Source organism: Microbacterium nanhaiense, assembly GCF_014646015.1.
Taxonomy (GTDB): Bacteria; Actinomycetota; Actinomycetes; order Actinomycetales; family Microbacteriaceae; genus Microbacterium; species Microbacterium nanhaiense.
The window spans coordinates 413,153-427,423 of record NZ_BMMQ01000003.1; the positions used below are offsets into that span (position 1 = coordinate 413,153).

Genomic DNA, 14,271 nt, shown 5'->3' on the forward strand with positions numbered 1-14,271 from the left:
TCAGGTGCGGGCGAGGGGCAGGGGGCGGATGCGGCCCCGAACGGTGGTGGACGGCCACTCGGGGTCGAGGCTCAGAACCTCGACGCCGTCGGCCGTGACGAGAACGGTGTCTTCGAGCTTGGCGCCGGGGACCCACGGGTTCCACGCGACCGCGTGGTGCGCGCCGATGGTGTCATCGAAGCCGGGGGTGACCTTCGGGTCGCGCCCGAGGTAACCGGTCGGCCCGCCCTGGTGGTGGCGGGTCCACGCGTCGTCGCCGAAGCCGTGGCGCGCGTAGGCGGCGCGCAGTTCATCGAAGACCGCGCCGAAGCTCGACCCGGGCACGGTCGCGTCGAGGATGTCGGCCTCGACCTCGCGCAGGCGCGCCTCGGTGTCGGCGAAGCGCTCGTGGTCGGCGAAGGTGACCCAGCGCGTGGCGCTGACGTGCAGCCCGTCGCGCACGGTCGTGATGACCGCCATGGCGCGGTCGCCGAGCGGTGCGTCGGTCGGGATCGGGTGCTGCACGGATCCGCGCGACGCGCCCGCGACCAGGAGCACGGCGGGTTCGGCGCCGATGCCGTACGCGCTCTCCGCGAGATACCCGGCGAGCTGGCGTTCGGTCCAGCCGGGCTCCGCGGCCTTCAGGGCGGCCGACATCGCGCGGGCCGTGTCGGCTCCGAGCGCTCGGTAGCGCTCAATCTCGCTCGGGAGGAGATCGGCGCGCGCGGCGCGCAGCCGTGCCGCGACGTCCGCCTCGGCGACGGCGTCTCCGGGCGGCGAGGCGAGGTCGCCATACCAGGGGATCTCGCGCCAGAGCAGCTCGCCCGCGAGCTCCTCGTCGCGGAGGCGCTCGATCTCGTTGGCGAGCGCCGTGATCGTGACGGATCCGTCTGCGGTGACGGTCGCCGAGAAGACGGGCGCGCCGCCGAGCGGGACGGCCGTGCGCGGGCCGTCGAGGAGCCAGGCGAGCGAGGCCGCCGTCGTGAGGTGGACCGCGGGGGCGCCCAGATCGGACAGGATCCCGCGGATCCTGTCGATCTTGCTCGAGCGGTCTGGGGTCGCGTCGTTGCGATGAGCCATGTGTCCTCGTGCGTTTCGAGAGGGAGTGGTCTGATGTCTTGCAAGAAACCATAGCAGAAACCGGTTTCTGATGTAATCTTACTGTTATGGACCACCTCAATGGCGAGAGCACATACCGGAATCCGATTCTCGATGCCGACCTGCCCGACCCCGACGCGATCCGCGTGGGAGAGCGCTACGTGATGATCGGTTCGAGCTTCAACCGCGCGCCGGGGCTGCCCGTGTACGCCTCGACCGACCTCGTGAACTGGGATCGCGTCGCCGACGCCCTCCCGGCGGGGAACGAACCCACGGCCTGGTTCGAGCTGCCGCGGCACGGGCAGGGCGTGTGGGCGCCGTCGATCCGCCACCACGACGGAACGTATTACATCGTCTATCCCGACCCGGATCAGGGGATCTTCGTCGTCACGGCGCCCGAACCCGAGGGTCCGTGGAGCGCTCCCCACCTCCTGCTCGCGGGTCTCGGCCTGATCGACCCGTGCCCGCTCTGGGACGACGACGGCCGCGCCTACCTCGTGCACGGCTGGGCCAAGTCTCGCGCGGGGAAGAAGAACATCCTCACGGTCGTTCCGGTCGACGAGTCGCTTCGCACCGCGACCGGCCCGGCGCGCGACGTGATCGACGGCGCCGATATCGACGGGTGGGGCACGATCGAGGGCCCCAAGTTCTACAAGCGCGACGGCTGGTACTGGATTTTCGCACCCGCGGGGGGCGTGGCGACCGGCTGGCAGGCGGTGTTCCGCTCGCGCGACGTGTACGGGCCGTACGAAGAGCGCAACGTGCTCGAGCAGGGATCCACGCCGGTCAACGGCCCGCACCAGGGCGCCTGGGTGACGGCGGTGGACGGCCGCGACTGGTTCCTGCACTTCCAGGACCGGGGCCCTTTCGGGCGCGTCGTGCACCTGCAGCCGATGGCGTGGGGCGACGACGGCTGGCCGGTGATGGGTAAGGCAGTCGACGGCGGGCCGAGCGAACCCGTTCTCGAGTACCCCGCGCCGCACGGCACGCCGCAGCTCTACCGCACGATCGCCCGCAGCGATGACTTCGCCGGGGGAGTGCCAGGGCCCAGCTGGGTGTGGCAGGCCAACCCGTCGGGCGACGCGCTCGTCCCGGGCGAGGGCGGCCTGCGGATCCGATCGGGCGAGGAATCGGGCAACCTGCGCACCCTCTCTCGCGTGCTGGGACAGCCCCTTCCGGGCATGGCCTCGCGATCGAGCGTTCGCGTCGCGCTCGACGGCGAAGCGGGAACGCGCGCCGGCCTCGCGGTGCTCGGCTACGACTATCTCTGGGCCGGTCTCGCGCGCGGTGAGCGCGGAGCCGACGCGGTCGTCGCCGTGCGCACCCGAGACGACATGAGCGAGCGTATCATCGCCCGGATCCCGGTGGATGGCCCCGTCGAGGTCGCCGTCGAGTGCGCCGCCGACGCGGCCCTCGTCGTCGAGCTGACGATCGACGGGCGCGCGCTCCGCATCGATCCCGGCTTCCATGCGTCCGAGGGACAGTGGATCGGCGCCGAGCTCGCGCTCTTCGCCGGTCACCCCGTCGGCCGGGCTCCGGCGGTGGGCGCCTTCAGCTCCTTCCGCGTCGATCTCGATCAAGATTGAGCCATGACTGCGAAGAAGACCGGGCGCGAGATCACGATTTCCGACATCGCCGCGGCGGCGGGGGTGTCGAAGGCCACGGTGTCTCGCGTGATGAACGGCGTATCGACCGTGAACGAGCAGATCGCCGAGCGCGTGCGCGCCGCGGTCGCCGAGCTCGGATACTCGCCCAGCGCGGCCGCGCGCTCGCTGTCGCTCGGTGAGAGCCGGACCATCGGCGTCGTCGTGCCGGACCTCGCCAACCCGATGTTCCACCAGGTGCTTCACGGCCTGAATTCCGCCGCGGAGCGCGACGGCTACCGGGTGCTCGTCGCCGACACGCGCGAGCATCGCGAGCGCGAGGTGGAGATCGCGCTCGACATCCGCAACCGCACGGACGCGATCGTGCTCTTCGCGCCCCGCATGGACCGTCTGACGATGCTCGACCTCATGCCCAAGATCGATCCGGTCGTCATTTTCAACCGCACGACCGGTAAGCGCGCGGGTGCCGTCCTGATCGATTACGCCGAAGGGATCGGCGCCGTCGCGCGTCATCTCATCGAGCTGGGGCACACGAAGATCGCCTACCTCGCCGGCCCGCCGCAGGCGCGGTCGAACATGGCCCGTCAGGACGGCCTCGACATCGTCCGCGGCGAGCATCCGGAGGTCGAGATCGTCAGCGTCGACTGCGGATCGTCCTTCGAAGACGGCTACGCGGCCTGGCCCGCCGTGCGCGAGACCGGCGCGAGCGCGGCGATGGCGTTCAACGATGTCGTCGCGCTCGGATTCCTCGGTCGCCTCGCGGAGGAGGGCGTGAGCGTGCCCGACGAGCTCTCGGTCGCCGGATTCGACGACATCCCGTTCTCGCAGTACTCCTCGCCGAGCCTCACCACGATGACCGCCCGCCTGGGCGACGTCGGGGAGAAGATCTGGTCGACGCTGCTCGAGCAGATCCGCGGAACGGCCGATCTCGAACCCACGACCTTCGCGCCCCAGCTCACGGTGCGCTCCAGCACAGGGAAGAAGAAATGACAACGATCCTCCGCAACGGCGCGGGTCAGCCGATCGTGACGCTCCACTCGGGCGACGACGTCGACCCCGGACACGCCCCGAGGCCTTACGCGACGGTAACCACGCCGGCCGGCGTCGAGGTCACTCAGACCCGCCCCTCGGATCACCTGCACCACCTCGGGGTCAGCGTCACCACCCCCGACGTGTCGGGCACCAACTTCTGGGGCGGGAGCACCTACGTCCGCGACGTCGGCCCGCAGATCCTGGACAACCACGGGCGCCAAGTCATCGAGGCGGAGTCCGCCGAGGTGAATCGTTACAATTCAACGATCCTCTGGCGCGACCGCGACGACGAGCCGGTGATCTCGGAGGAACGCGAGATCCGGGTGGACGACGTCGGCGGCACGACCGTGATCTCGTGGCGGTCCACCCTCACGGCGCTGCGCGACGGTGTGAGCATCGGCAGCTCCCAGACGAACGGCCGCCCCGGTGCCTTTTACGGCGGTATCTTCTGGCGCGCCCCGTTCGGATCGGCGGACGTGTTCAGCGAGGCGGGTGCCGGAACCGAGAACGCGCACGGATCCACCTCGCCGTGGCTCGTCGTCGTGGGCGCCGACGCGGGCCTCGTCGCCGCGTCGAGCTCGCGCCTGCCGTGGTTCGTGCGGGCGGAGGGATACGTTGGTTTCTGTCCCGCTCTCGCGCACGACGAGCGTCGCCACCTCGAGCCGGGCGAGCCCCTCGCCCTGGATCTCGTCGTCGCGCTCGTCGACGCCCCGGACGACAACACGATCGAACGCGCTCTCGCGAGCGCACTCACGCTGACGACATCGGAGGTCGCCTCTTGAACGCCCCACGACTGGCACTCATCGGAACCGGTGGACACGGCCGCACCCACGTCGAGAAGGGCCTGCGGCTGCACGAGGAGGGCCGCGTCCAGCTGGTCGCCGTCGCCGATCCGGTACCGCCTGCCGCCGACGCCCTGCCCGCGGGCGTGGCGAGGTTCACCGATGGCGCCGAGCTCATCGCGGCGGGCGGCTTCGACGTCGTCGTGATCTGCACGCCGATCAACACGCACTTCGACTTCGCCTCGGCGGCGCTCGAGGCGGGCGCCGACGTCATGCTGGAGAAGCCGACGACCGCGACCCTCGACGAGTTCGAGCGCCTGCTCGCGATCGCCGAGCGCACGGGCGGGCTCGTGCAGGTCGGCTTCCAGAGCCTCGGCTCCGAGGCTCTCGACATCATCCGGGCCCGCGTCGCGGAGGGCGACATCGGCGAGGTCGTGCGATACAGCGCCACGGGCGCCTGGGTGCGGAACGAGGCCTACTACGCCCGTTCGGCGTGGGCCGGACGCCGCACCCTCGACGGCCGCGTCGTCGCCGACGGTGCCCTGACGAATCCGCTCGCGCACGCCACCGCCACCGCCCTGGCGCTCGCCGGCGCGACCCGGCTGGAGGACGTGAAGTCGCTCGAACTCGACCTGTGGCGAGCGAACGACATCGAGGCCGACGACACCTCGGTCGCCGTCTTCGATCTCGAGGGAGACGTGCGTTTGACGACCGCGGTGACGCTGGCGGCATCGCTGCAGAAGGATCCGTACGTCGAGGTCGTCGGCACGAACGGCGCGCTACGCCTGTGGTACACGAAGGACGACATCGAGCTCCTCGACGCGAACGGGTTCGTCCTGGAGACGCAGCACACGGGGCGCCGCGACCTGATCGAGAACCTGCTCGCGGCGCGCGAGGGCGCGGAGGCGCTGTTCTCACCCCTCGCTGGCACCGGCGCGTTCATGCGACTAGTGGAGGGCGTGATGCAGGCGCCCGCGCCGCGGCTCGTCGCGGAGGGATCCGCGAGGGTCGTCGACGATGAGGCCGGCCATCACCTGGTCATCGACGGCGTCGAGGAGGAACTCGAGCGCGCTCTGCGGCTTGAGTCGACCTTCGTCGAGCTCGACAGCCCGTTTACGCGCGTCCGATGAACGGCTCCTTCGATCGGCTGATCGCCGAAGCGGCCGCCCACGACATCTCGATCCACTCGATCGAGGTGTCGCGGGGCGGCTCTCTCGTATACAGCGCCGGCGCGGCGGGCATGGGGCCCGAGGTGCCGCACCGCCTGTACTCGGTCTCGAAGACGTTCACCGCGATCGCCGTGCTCTCCCTCGCTCACGAGGGCAGGCTCGCCACGGGCGACGCCCTGATGGATCACTTCCCCGAGAAGCGCCCGGTGCATCCGCTTCTCGAACTCGCGACGATCGACGACCTCCTTTCGATGCGCACGCCCTATGTCGGCACGACGTACACCGAGGGTTCGCCGGAGTGGCTGGACAGCTTCTTCCGCACGATGCCGTCGCACCGACCGGGCACCCTGTTCCACTACGACACGAGCGCCTCGTACGTGCTCGCCGCGCTCGTGGAGCGCATCGAGGGGCGGTCGTGGGAGGACGTCATCCGCGAACGGGTCTTCGCACCGCTCGGGCTCGGCGAGGGCATGCGCATGATCACGAGCCCCGAGGGCATCGCCCACGGCGGCAGCGGCATGGTCGCCCGCCCGCACGATCTGCTCGTGATCGGTGAGATGCTGCTCGGCGGCGGAGCGCGCGGCGATGTCCGCGTGCTTCCGCGCGAGGTCGTCGGCGAGCTCGTGAGGCACCGCGCCGACACGAGCATGCTCACGTGGGGCTCGACGAACCGATTCGGTTATGCGGCGCAGACCTGGTTGCCCCCGCAGGGCGGGTGGATGATGGTCGGCCTGGGCGGCCAGTACGTCTACGGCGATCCCGCACGCGACCTCGTCGCCGTGATGACGGCGAACGCGCAGGGGTGCAACGCGGGCGATCAGCGCCTCAGCACGATGCTCCTCGAGGCGCTCGACGAGCCGATGGGGGAGGCGCCGGCGTCGATCGCGTGGCCCGCGCCCGTGCACGACGCCCGGCACGCGCGCGCGGTGAGCGGTTCGCTGCGCGCGGTGACCGGATCCGGGCTGCGCTCCCGCGTCTCGCTCGAGCTCACGACCGAGGGCATGCGGCTCGACGCCGGCGCGTTCGCGTTCACGGCGCGCGCGGGGGAGGAGCTCGCCGTCGACGCGCCGGGAGTCGGGCACGGAGTCGTGACGGGCGGTTGGTGCGCGCCGGGGATCTTCGACGCGCGCGTCGACGTGATCGGGGACGACATCGCCCGCCAGCGCGTGCGCATCGTCGTCACGGACGATGGCCTCGTGACCCTCGAGGCGCAGGGCTTCGGTCCGGGCGCGCCCGCGGGATGGACGGGGCAGGGCACCTTCCAGCAGTAGCGCACGCAGAAAGATCGCCGCGACCGAATCGGTCGCGGCGATCTTTCTGCGTGCGGATCAGCCCTTGACGGATCCGATCAGCGCGCCCTTGACGAAGAAGCGCTGCACGAACGGGTAGACGATGAGCATCGGCAGGGTCGCGACGAAGATGACCGCCATCTTGATCGACTGCGCCGGCGGCACGACATCGACCGAGGACTCGTCGGCGTTCAGCCCGCTCGCCACGATCACGATCTGGCGCAGCAGCACCTGCATCGGCCACTTGGTCGAGTCGTTGATGTAGAGGATCGCGCTCTGGTAGGTGTTCCAGTAGTAGACCGCGTAGAACAGGCCGATCGTCGCGATCGACGCGAGCGAGAGCGGCAGCACGATCCGCAGGAACACGCCGAACTCCGAGCAGCCGTCGATGCGCGCGGCCTCCTCGAGGCTCTCCGGGATGCCCTGGAAGAAGCTGCGCATGATGACGAAGTTGAAGGCGTTGATCGCGACCGGCAGGATCAGCGACCACAGCGAGTCGATGAGGCCGAAGGCGTTGACGACCATGAAGGTCGGGATCATTCCGCCGGAGAACAGCATCGTGAACACGACGAGGAAGTTGATGACGCGGCGGCCCTTGAGGTGCTTCTTCGACAGGGCGTACGCCATGAACGCCGTCAGCACGAGGCTCACGAAGGTGCCGACGATGGTGACGAAGGCCGAGACGCCCATGGCGCGAAAGATCGTCGGCGTCGAGAGGATGTACTTGTAGGCCTCGAGCGTGAACGTCTTCGGGAAGAGGATGAACGGCGTCGTCGCGATCTCACCCGGGGTCGCGAGCGAGCTCGCGAGCACATTCACGAAGGGCAGCACGCAGATCAGCGCGAAGGCCGTCAGAACGATGCCGTTGATGACGTTGAAGACGCGGCGGCCAGGCGTCATTGCGCGGCTGCCCCGTCCCTTGCCCCGGAACTTGATCGGCACGGTGGCCGGCGAGGTGGTCGTTGTCATGATGTAGATCCTTGCTGCGTCGAACGGACCGCGAACAGTGCGGCCGCGAGGAAGAAGAAGAAAGCGACGGGGTACAGCACGAGCTGCGTTCCCACGAGGCAGATGAGACCGGCGCCGGCGAACCACCATCCGGTCGAGCGTCGCTCGGGGCGGCGCGATGCGATGAACAGCCCGACGACGCACAGCGCGAGGACGATGATCAGCGAGAAGCCGAACCATGCGGCGAGCGTGCGTGCACCTTCGTACGCATCGCCCGTCGGCTGCATCCCCGCCGCCTGCATCGCCGGGAGGATCTTCTCGGTGAACTCGGCCTCGCTCGATGCGTTAACCGTGAGAGTGAATCCGCCCTGCAGCAGGCCCGCGAGAGCGAGCCCGATGCCGGAGATCCATTTCTCAGGCCGTCGAGAAACCGGTTTCATGCTCACCATCATACGCACAGGAGCGTCAATTGCCATAGGTGGCGACCTCTGCCGTGAGATTCTCGACACCGGCGCCGCCGATGATCGCGTCGCCGACCAGACCGGAGAGGCTGACGCCCTCAATCCGCGAGTTCTTCACGAAGTCGATGTAGAAGCCGGCCGCCGCCATCTCGTCGATGCCGAACGCCATCGCGGGCACCGAGGGAACGGGATCCTTCGCGAAACCGATCGACACGTCCGTGATCGTGATGTCTTCGAACGGCATCTCGGGAAGGCCCGAGATGAAGCCCGCGCAGGAGGACACCTCGGTCGCCGAGACGTTCGAGATGAACACGCGGCGGATGGTCGGGGTGCCGTCGTCGACGGGCAGGGGGTTGCGGTCCGAGACGCGGGGGAGCTTGCCCTCGGGGCCGCAGAAGTAGAAGGGGTTGAAGACGAAGGGAACGGCGACGTTCCGCATCACGATGTTGGAGATGCGCAGGTCTTCGACGACGCCGCCGCGCCCGCGCCGCGTCTTGAGACGCACGCCGCGGTCGGTGCCGTCGAACACGCAGTCGCTGATGACGACGCCGCGCACCCCGCCCGACATCTCGCTGCCGATCACGACGCCGCCGTGGCCGGCGAGCATCGTGCAGCCCGTGATGACGATGTTCTCGCAGGGCGCCGGGTCGGCGTTCGACGCCTCCGTGCCGGCCTTGATGGCGATGCAGTCGTCGCCGACGTCGATGTGGCAGTCGGTGATGCGCACGTTGCGGCACGACTCGGGGTCGATGCCGTCGGTGTTCGGCGAGTCGGCCGGGTTTTTGATCCGGACCCCGGAGACGCGGACGTCGTCGCATCGGTAGGGGTGCACGGTCCACGCGGGGGAGTTCTCGAGCACGACGTCGCGGATCGTGACGCGCGACGAGTGCCGGAAGCTGATGAGGGTGGGGCGGGCGGCCTCGAGACGTGTGCCCGTGCGGACCGCCTCCCACCAGGAGGAGCCGCCGCCGTCGATTGTGCCGAGGCCCGTGACGGAGACGCCCTCCTCGCCGTCGGCGAAGATGCACGGCTGGTGGATCCTGGCCGGTGCGCCCTCCCACGAGGCGTCGATGATGGGGTAGAGGGCGGGGTCTGGAACGAACTCGAGCCGGGCCCCGCTCTCCAGGTGAAGCTCCACGAAGGAGCGCAGGCGCAGAGCACCCGTGCGGTGTACGCCCGCGGGAATCGTGACGACCCCGCCCCCGGCGCGTGCCGCGTCGTCGATCGCCGCCTGGATCTGGGCGGTCTCGATGGTGTAGCTCATGCTCTGCTCCTGCGCTCCTTTGTGGTGGGTCTTAGCCGTTGGAGGCGGCGTACGCCTCGGTGTATTCGGCCTCGATCTTGCCGAGGTCACCCGCACGAAGCTTGTCGATGACCTCCTCGTAGCCGGCCATATCGATCTGGCCGACCATGTACTTGTTGTAGGCGTCCTTGGCGGCGGTCACGACCTCGCTCCAGCGGGTGTCGTAGGTGTCGGACTGGAGCGACTGGACGGGGTTCGTGATCACGAACTCCTCCTGCTCGGCCATCTTCTCCGCGGCCTCGTTGACGTAGGGCGCGCTGCTTGGGAAGTCGACCAGGTTCTGCGTGATGCGCGACGACTGGTACGGCTGAACCTCGGCGGCCCAGACGCCCTCGTCGATCGTCTCGATCTCGCCGTTCGCACCGATGTTGTAGTGCTCGCCCTCGATGCCGTTCGTCATGATGCCGAACGCCTCTTCGGAGTTGATGTCGTTGACGAACTGCAGCACCGCGCGCAGCTCGTCCTCATCCTTCACCTCGGACTTCGGGAAGACGTACCAGCCGCCGATGCCGCCGCGCGTGTCGGACAGCGTGCGCCGCTCGACGTCGCCGTACGTCATGTCGTTGATGAGCGCCCACTCCATCGGCGTGTCGGGGTTCGCGCTCTCGGCGAGCTGCATGAAGCCGCGCGCCTCGAACAGGCCCGTCGAGACGATTCCGCCCTTGCCCTGCGCGATGGCGTCGTACTGGTTCTGCTTCTGCACGGTGACGAACTCGTTGTTCACGGCGCCGTCCTCGTACACGCCGCGGTACCACTCCATGGCTTCCTTGAACGGATCGGTCGTGAAGCTCGCAACGACCTCGTCGTTGTCGTTCAGCTCGAAATCGCTGCCCGCGCCGAAGAATCCGGCGATGTTGCGGAAGCCGAGGTCGAAGCTCTCGAGGCGATCGATGAATCCGGTCGTGTCGTTCTGGCCGTTGCCGTCGGGATCCTGCGTGGCGAAGGCCCGAGCGACCTCGCCGAGCTCCTCGACGGTGTGCGGAACCTCGAGCCCGAGGTTGTCGAGCCAGTCCTGGCGCACGAGGATGCCGTAGCGGGCCTTCTCCTTCACCTGGGGCATGCCGTAGAGGCGGCCCTCGATGCTGGAGTCGGTCTTGACCTGGTCGCTCAGGACCGCGGCGAGGTTGGGGTAGTCGTCGAGGTAGTCGGTGACGTCCCAGAACTGCCCGGACTTCATCGCCTGGCGGATCGTCGGCGACGTGAAGCCGAGGCTGCTGACCGTGACGATGTCGGCGAGGGTGTCCGATGCGATGGCGGCGGTGAGCTTCTCGCTTGCGTTCGCGGCGGGGACCCACTGGAAGGAGAGGTCGTAGCCCGTGAGCTCCTCGAGGGCGGTGTGCACGGGGCCGTTCGCGTCCGGGGTGGTGGGGGAGTGCAGGATCGACATCCAGGTGATGGACTTCGATTCCTCGACGCTCGCACCGTCGTCTCCGCCGCCCGTGCCGCAACCCGTGAGGGCGAGGCCGGCGACGGCGACGGAAGCAACGCTGATTCCGAGTCGGCGGTTCAGTTTCATGATGTTCTCTTTCTTAGGGGGAATCCGAAGTCAACCGTTGACTTCGGCGTATGCGGCGGTGAACTCCGCCTCGATCTTGCCGAGGTCGCCCGCGCGTTCCTTCTCGACGGCGGCCTCGTAGTCTTCCATCTCGTACTGGCCGACCATGTACTTGGTGTAGGCGTCACCGATCGCGGTGTTGACCTCGTTCCAGCGCGCGTCGAAGGTCTCCGAGGACAGCGACTGGGCCGGGTTCGTGACGACGTACTGCTCCTGCTCGGCCATCATCTCGTCCGACTGGTTCACGTACTTGACGTTGCTCGGGTAGATCACGAGGTCGTCGGACATGCGCGACGAGAGGAAGGGCTGAACCTCGCGGTCCCATAGGCCCTGGTCGAGGATCGTGACGGCGCCGTCCGCGTCGTACTCGAAGTGCTCGCCCTCGACGCCGTTCGTCATGATGCCGAACACCTCTTCGGAGCTCATCTTGTCGAGGAAGTCGAGGATCGTGCGGAGCTCGTCCTCGTCCTTCACCTCGGACTTCGGCATGGCGTACCAGCCGCCCACGCCGCCCGCCGTGTCGGTGAGGATCCGGCGCGGCACGTCGTCGTAGGTGATGTCGTTGATGAGCGCCCAGTCCATCGGGGTGTTCGGGTCGGCGCTCTCGGCGAGGGCCTGGAAGTTGCGCGCCTCCCAGATGCCCGTGACGACGATGCCGCCCTTGTTCTGCGCGATGGCGTCGTACTGGTTCTGCTTCTGCAGCGTCACGAACTCCTGGTTGACGGCGCCCTCGTTGTAGAGGCCGCGGTACCACTCCATCGCTTCCTTGAACGCGTCGGTCGTGAAGCTCGCGACCATCTCGTCGTTCTCGTTGAGCTCGAAGACGCTGCCCGCACCGAAGTAGCCGGAGAGGCTCCGGAGGCCCACGCCGAAGCTCTCCTGGCGGTCGACGAAGCCGGTGGTGTCGTTCTTGCCGTTGCCGTCCGGGTCTTCGTTCGTGAATGCCAGGGCGACCTCGGAGAGCTCCTCGATCGTGTGCGGCACCTCGAGGCCGAGGTTGTCGAGCCAATCCTGGCGCACGAGCACGCCGTAGCGCGCCTTGATCTTCTGCATCGGCACGCCGTAGAGCTTGCCGTCGATGCTTGCGTCGGTGCGCGTCTGCTCGTCGATCTTGGCGAGGTTCGGGTAGTCGTCGATGTAGTCCGAGATCTCCCAGAACTGCCCGTCAGACAGGGCCTTTCGGATGGGGGAGGAGGTGATGCTGTTGAGCGTGACGACGTCCGCGAGCGTGCTGGACGCGATCGCCGATGTCAGCTTCTCGCCGGAGCTGGCCGCCGGGACCCAGGTGAAGTCGATCTGGTAGCCGGTGGCCTCCTCGATGGCGGTCTCGATGGGGCCGTTCGCCTCGGGCGTCGAGGGCGTGTGGACGACCGTCATCCAGCTGATCTCTTTGGAGTCCGCAGCGCTTTCGCCGCCGCCGCCCGCGCCGCAGCCCGTGAGGGCCAGGCCGGCGATGGTGACGGAAGCAACGCTGATTCCGATCCTGCGGTTGATTTTCATGGGGTGCTTTCCTCGTGCTGTGGGGAAGGGGACTGGGGGTCAGCCGTTGACGGCCCGGTATGCCTCGGTGTATTCGGCCTGGATCTTGCCGAGATCTCCGGCGAGCAGCTCGTCGATGGCGGCCTCGTAGCCGGCCATGTCGATCTGCCCGACGATGTACTTGTTGTACGCGTCCTGAGCGGCCTGCTCGACCTGGGTCCAGCGTGCGTCGAAGGTCTCCGACGTCAGCGGTTGAGCCACGTTCGTGATCGCGTAGTCGTCGTTCTCGGCCGTGAGCTCGGCGCCCTCGTTCACGTAGGGATCCGTGTTGGGGTAGGTCACGAGCGTGTCGGAGGGGCGCGACGACGCGAAGGGCTGCACGTCGCGCTCCCACGCGGCCTGGTCGAGCATCGTGATCACGCCGTCGGCGTCGACCTCGTAGTGCTCGCCCTCGATGCCGTTCGTCATGATCCCGTACGCCTCCTCATCGAGGAGCTTGTCGATCATGCCGAGCGCCACGCGCAGCTCGTCTTCGTTCTGGATGTTGGACTTCGGGAAGCTGAGCCAGCCGCCGAAGCCGCCGTTCGTGTCGGTGAGGATGCGCCGCGGTACGTCCTTGTAGGTCATGTCGTTGACCATCGCCCACTCCATCGGCGTCTCGGGGTCGACCGAGCGTGCGGTGGCGATGTAGTTGGGCACGGCGGTGAAGCCCGCCATCGCGATGCCCGCCGCGCCCTTGGCGATGCCGTCCTGCTGGTGCTGCTTCTGCAGGGTCACGAACTCCTGGTTGACCGAGCCGTCCTCGTAGAGGCCGCGGTACCACTCCATGGCTTCCTTGTATGCGTCGGTCGTGAAGCTCGCGACGACCTCGCCGTCGTCGTTCAACTCGAAGTCGGCGCCCGCCCCGAAGTATCCGGAGAGGATCCGGAACCCGATGTAGAAGCTCTCGTCGCGGTCGTACATCCCCTCGGTGTCGTCCTTGCCGTTGCCGTCCGGATCGTTGTGCGCGAACGCGTGGGCGACCTCGGTGAGCTCCTCGATCGTATGCGGCACCTCGAGCCCGAGATTGTCGAGCCAGTCCTGGCGGATGACGACGCCGTAGCGTGCCTTGGGCTTCTGGATCGGAACACCGTAGAGGTGGCCGTCGAGCATCGCGGCCTCGACGATCTGCGGGTCGATCTTCGACAGGTTCGGGAACTCGCTGAGGTACTTCTCCACGTCCCAGAACTGGCCCGAGGCGAGGGCCTTGCGGATCGACGAGGAGTCGATCTGCTGCAGCGTGACGATATCCGCCAGCTTGTCGGACGCGATCGCCGCGTTGAGCTTCTCGGAGGCGGACGCGGCGGGGATCCACTGGAAGTCGAGCCCGACACGGGTGTGCTCCTCGAGCGCCGTCTCCACGACACCGCCGGGTTCCGGCGTCGTCGGCATGTGGAGCATCGCCATCCAGGTGAGCTCGTCGGGCGAATCGCTGTCCGCCGCCCCGCCGGCCCCGCACCCCGTGAGGGCGACGCCGGCGATGGCGAGGGAAGCGACGCTGATTCCCAGTTTGCGATTGATCCTCATGATGTC

General features: G+C 68.2%; 12 protein-coding genes. 5 read left to right on the plus strand and 7 right to left on the minus strand.

The genetic code is table 11. The features are described from left to right. Entirely contained in the window at positions 1–1,059 is a 1,059-nt protein-coding gene (locus IEX05_RS07565; protein ID WP_188700749.1) for a M24 family metallopeptidase, read from the minus strand. Positions 1,060–1,145: 86 nt separating this feature from the next. Here IEX05_RS07565 and IEX05_RS07570 point away from each other — a divergent pair, with 86 nt between their 5' ends. The 5 genes from IEX05_RS07570 to IEX05_RS07590 are packed head-to-tail and all read left to right on the plus strand — an operon-like array spanning position 1,146 to position 6,935. After that, the gene (locus IEX05_RS07570; protein WP_188700750.1) at positions 1,146–2,663 is read left to right on the plus strand and encodes a glycoside hydrolase family 43 protein; all 1,518 of its coding nucleotides are present in this window, start codon (positions 1,146–1,148) and stop codon (positions 2,661–2,663) included. A gap of 3 nt (positions 2,664–2,666) precedes the next feature. Continuing rightward, complete coding sequence (locus IEX05_RS07575; protein ID WP_188700751.1) at positions 2,667–3,671, plus strand: LacI family DNA-binding transcriptional regulator; 1,005 nt, start codon at positions 2,667–2,669, stop codon at positions 3,669–3,671. Further along, positions 3,668–4,495, plus strand: coding sequence for a DUF6807 domain-containing protein (locus tag IEX05_RS07580; protein ID WP_188700752.1), 828 nt, complete (start codon positions 3,668–3,670; stop codon positions 4,493–4,495). The genes IEX05_RS07575 and IEX05_RS07580 overlap by 4 nt, the downstream gene beginning before the upstream one ends. After that, entirely contained in the window at positions 4,492–5,625 is a 1,134-nt protein-coding gene (locus IEX05_RS07585) for a Gfo/Idh/MocA family protein (RefSeq protein WP_188700753.1), read from the plus strand. Before IEX05_RS07580 ends, IEX05_RS07585 begins: the two co-directional genes overlap by 4 nt. After that, on the plus strand, positions 5,622–6,935 hold the full coding sequence (locus IEX05_RS07590) for a serine hydrolase domain-containing protein (RefSeq protein WP_188700754.1): 1,314 nt from the start codon (positions 5,622–5,624) through the stop codon (positions 6,933–6,935). Before IEX05_RS07585 ends, IEX05_RS07590 begins: the two co-directional genes overlap by 4 nt. 57 nt (positions 6,936–6,992) lie before the next feature. Here IEX05_RS07590 and IEX05_RS07595 read toward each other — a convergent pair whose 3' ends face one another. Genes IEX05_RS07595 through IEX05_RS07620 form a run of 6 tightly spaced genes read right to left on the minus strand, consistent with a single transcriptional unit; the run spans position 6,993 to position 14,265 of the window. Continuing rightward, positions 6,993–7,922, minus strand: a complete 930-nt coding sequence (locus tag IEX05_RS07595) for a carbohydrate ABC transporter permease (protein WP_268237867.1) — start codon at positions 7,920–7,922, stop codon at positions 6,993–6,995. After that, on the minus strand, positions 7,919–8,341 hold the full coding sequence (locus tag IEX05_RS07600; protein WP_188700755.1) for a hypothetical protein: 423 nt from the start codon (positions 8,339–8,341) through the stop codon (positions 7,919–7,921). The genes IEX05_RS07595 and IEX05_RS07600 overlap by 4 nt, the downstream gene beginning before the upstream one ends. A 25-nt stretch (positions 8,342–8,366) precedes the next feature. Continuing rightward, positions 8,367–9,626 (minus strand): glycoside hydrolase family 28 protein, encoded by a 1,260-nt coding sequence (locus IEX05_RS07605; protein WP_188700756.1) that lies wholly within the window; start codon positions 9,624–9,626, stop codon positions 8,367–8,369. Between the two features lie 31 nt (positions 9,627–9,657). Next, positions 9,658–11,181 (minus strand): type 2 periplasmic-binding domain-containing protein, encoded by a 1,524-nt coding sequence (locus IEX05_RS07610; protein ID WP_188700757.1) that lies wholly within the window; start codon positions 11,179–11,181, stop codon positions 9,658–9,660. A gap of 30 nt (positions 11,182–11,211) precedes the next feature. Continuing rightward, positions 11,212–12,720 carry an extracellular solute-binding protein gene (locus IEX05_RS07615; RefSeq protein WP_188700758.1) on the minus strand — a complete coding sequence of 503 codons (1,509 nt, stop codon included), beginning with the start codon at positions 12,718–12,720 and terminating at the stop codon, positions 11,212–11,214. A gap of 39 nt (positions 12,721–12,759) precedes the next feature. Beyond that, a complete protein-coding gene (locus IEX05_RS07620; RefSeq protein WP_188700759.1) occupies positions 12,760–14,265 on the minus strand; it encodes a type 2 periplasmic-binding domain-containing protein in 1,506 nt (501 codons plus the stop codon). Positions 14,266–14,271: the final 6 nt, after the last annotated feature.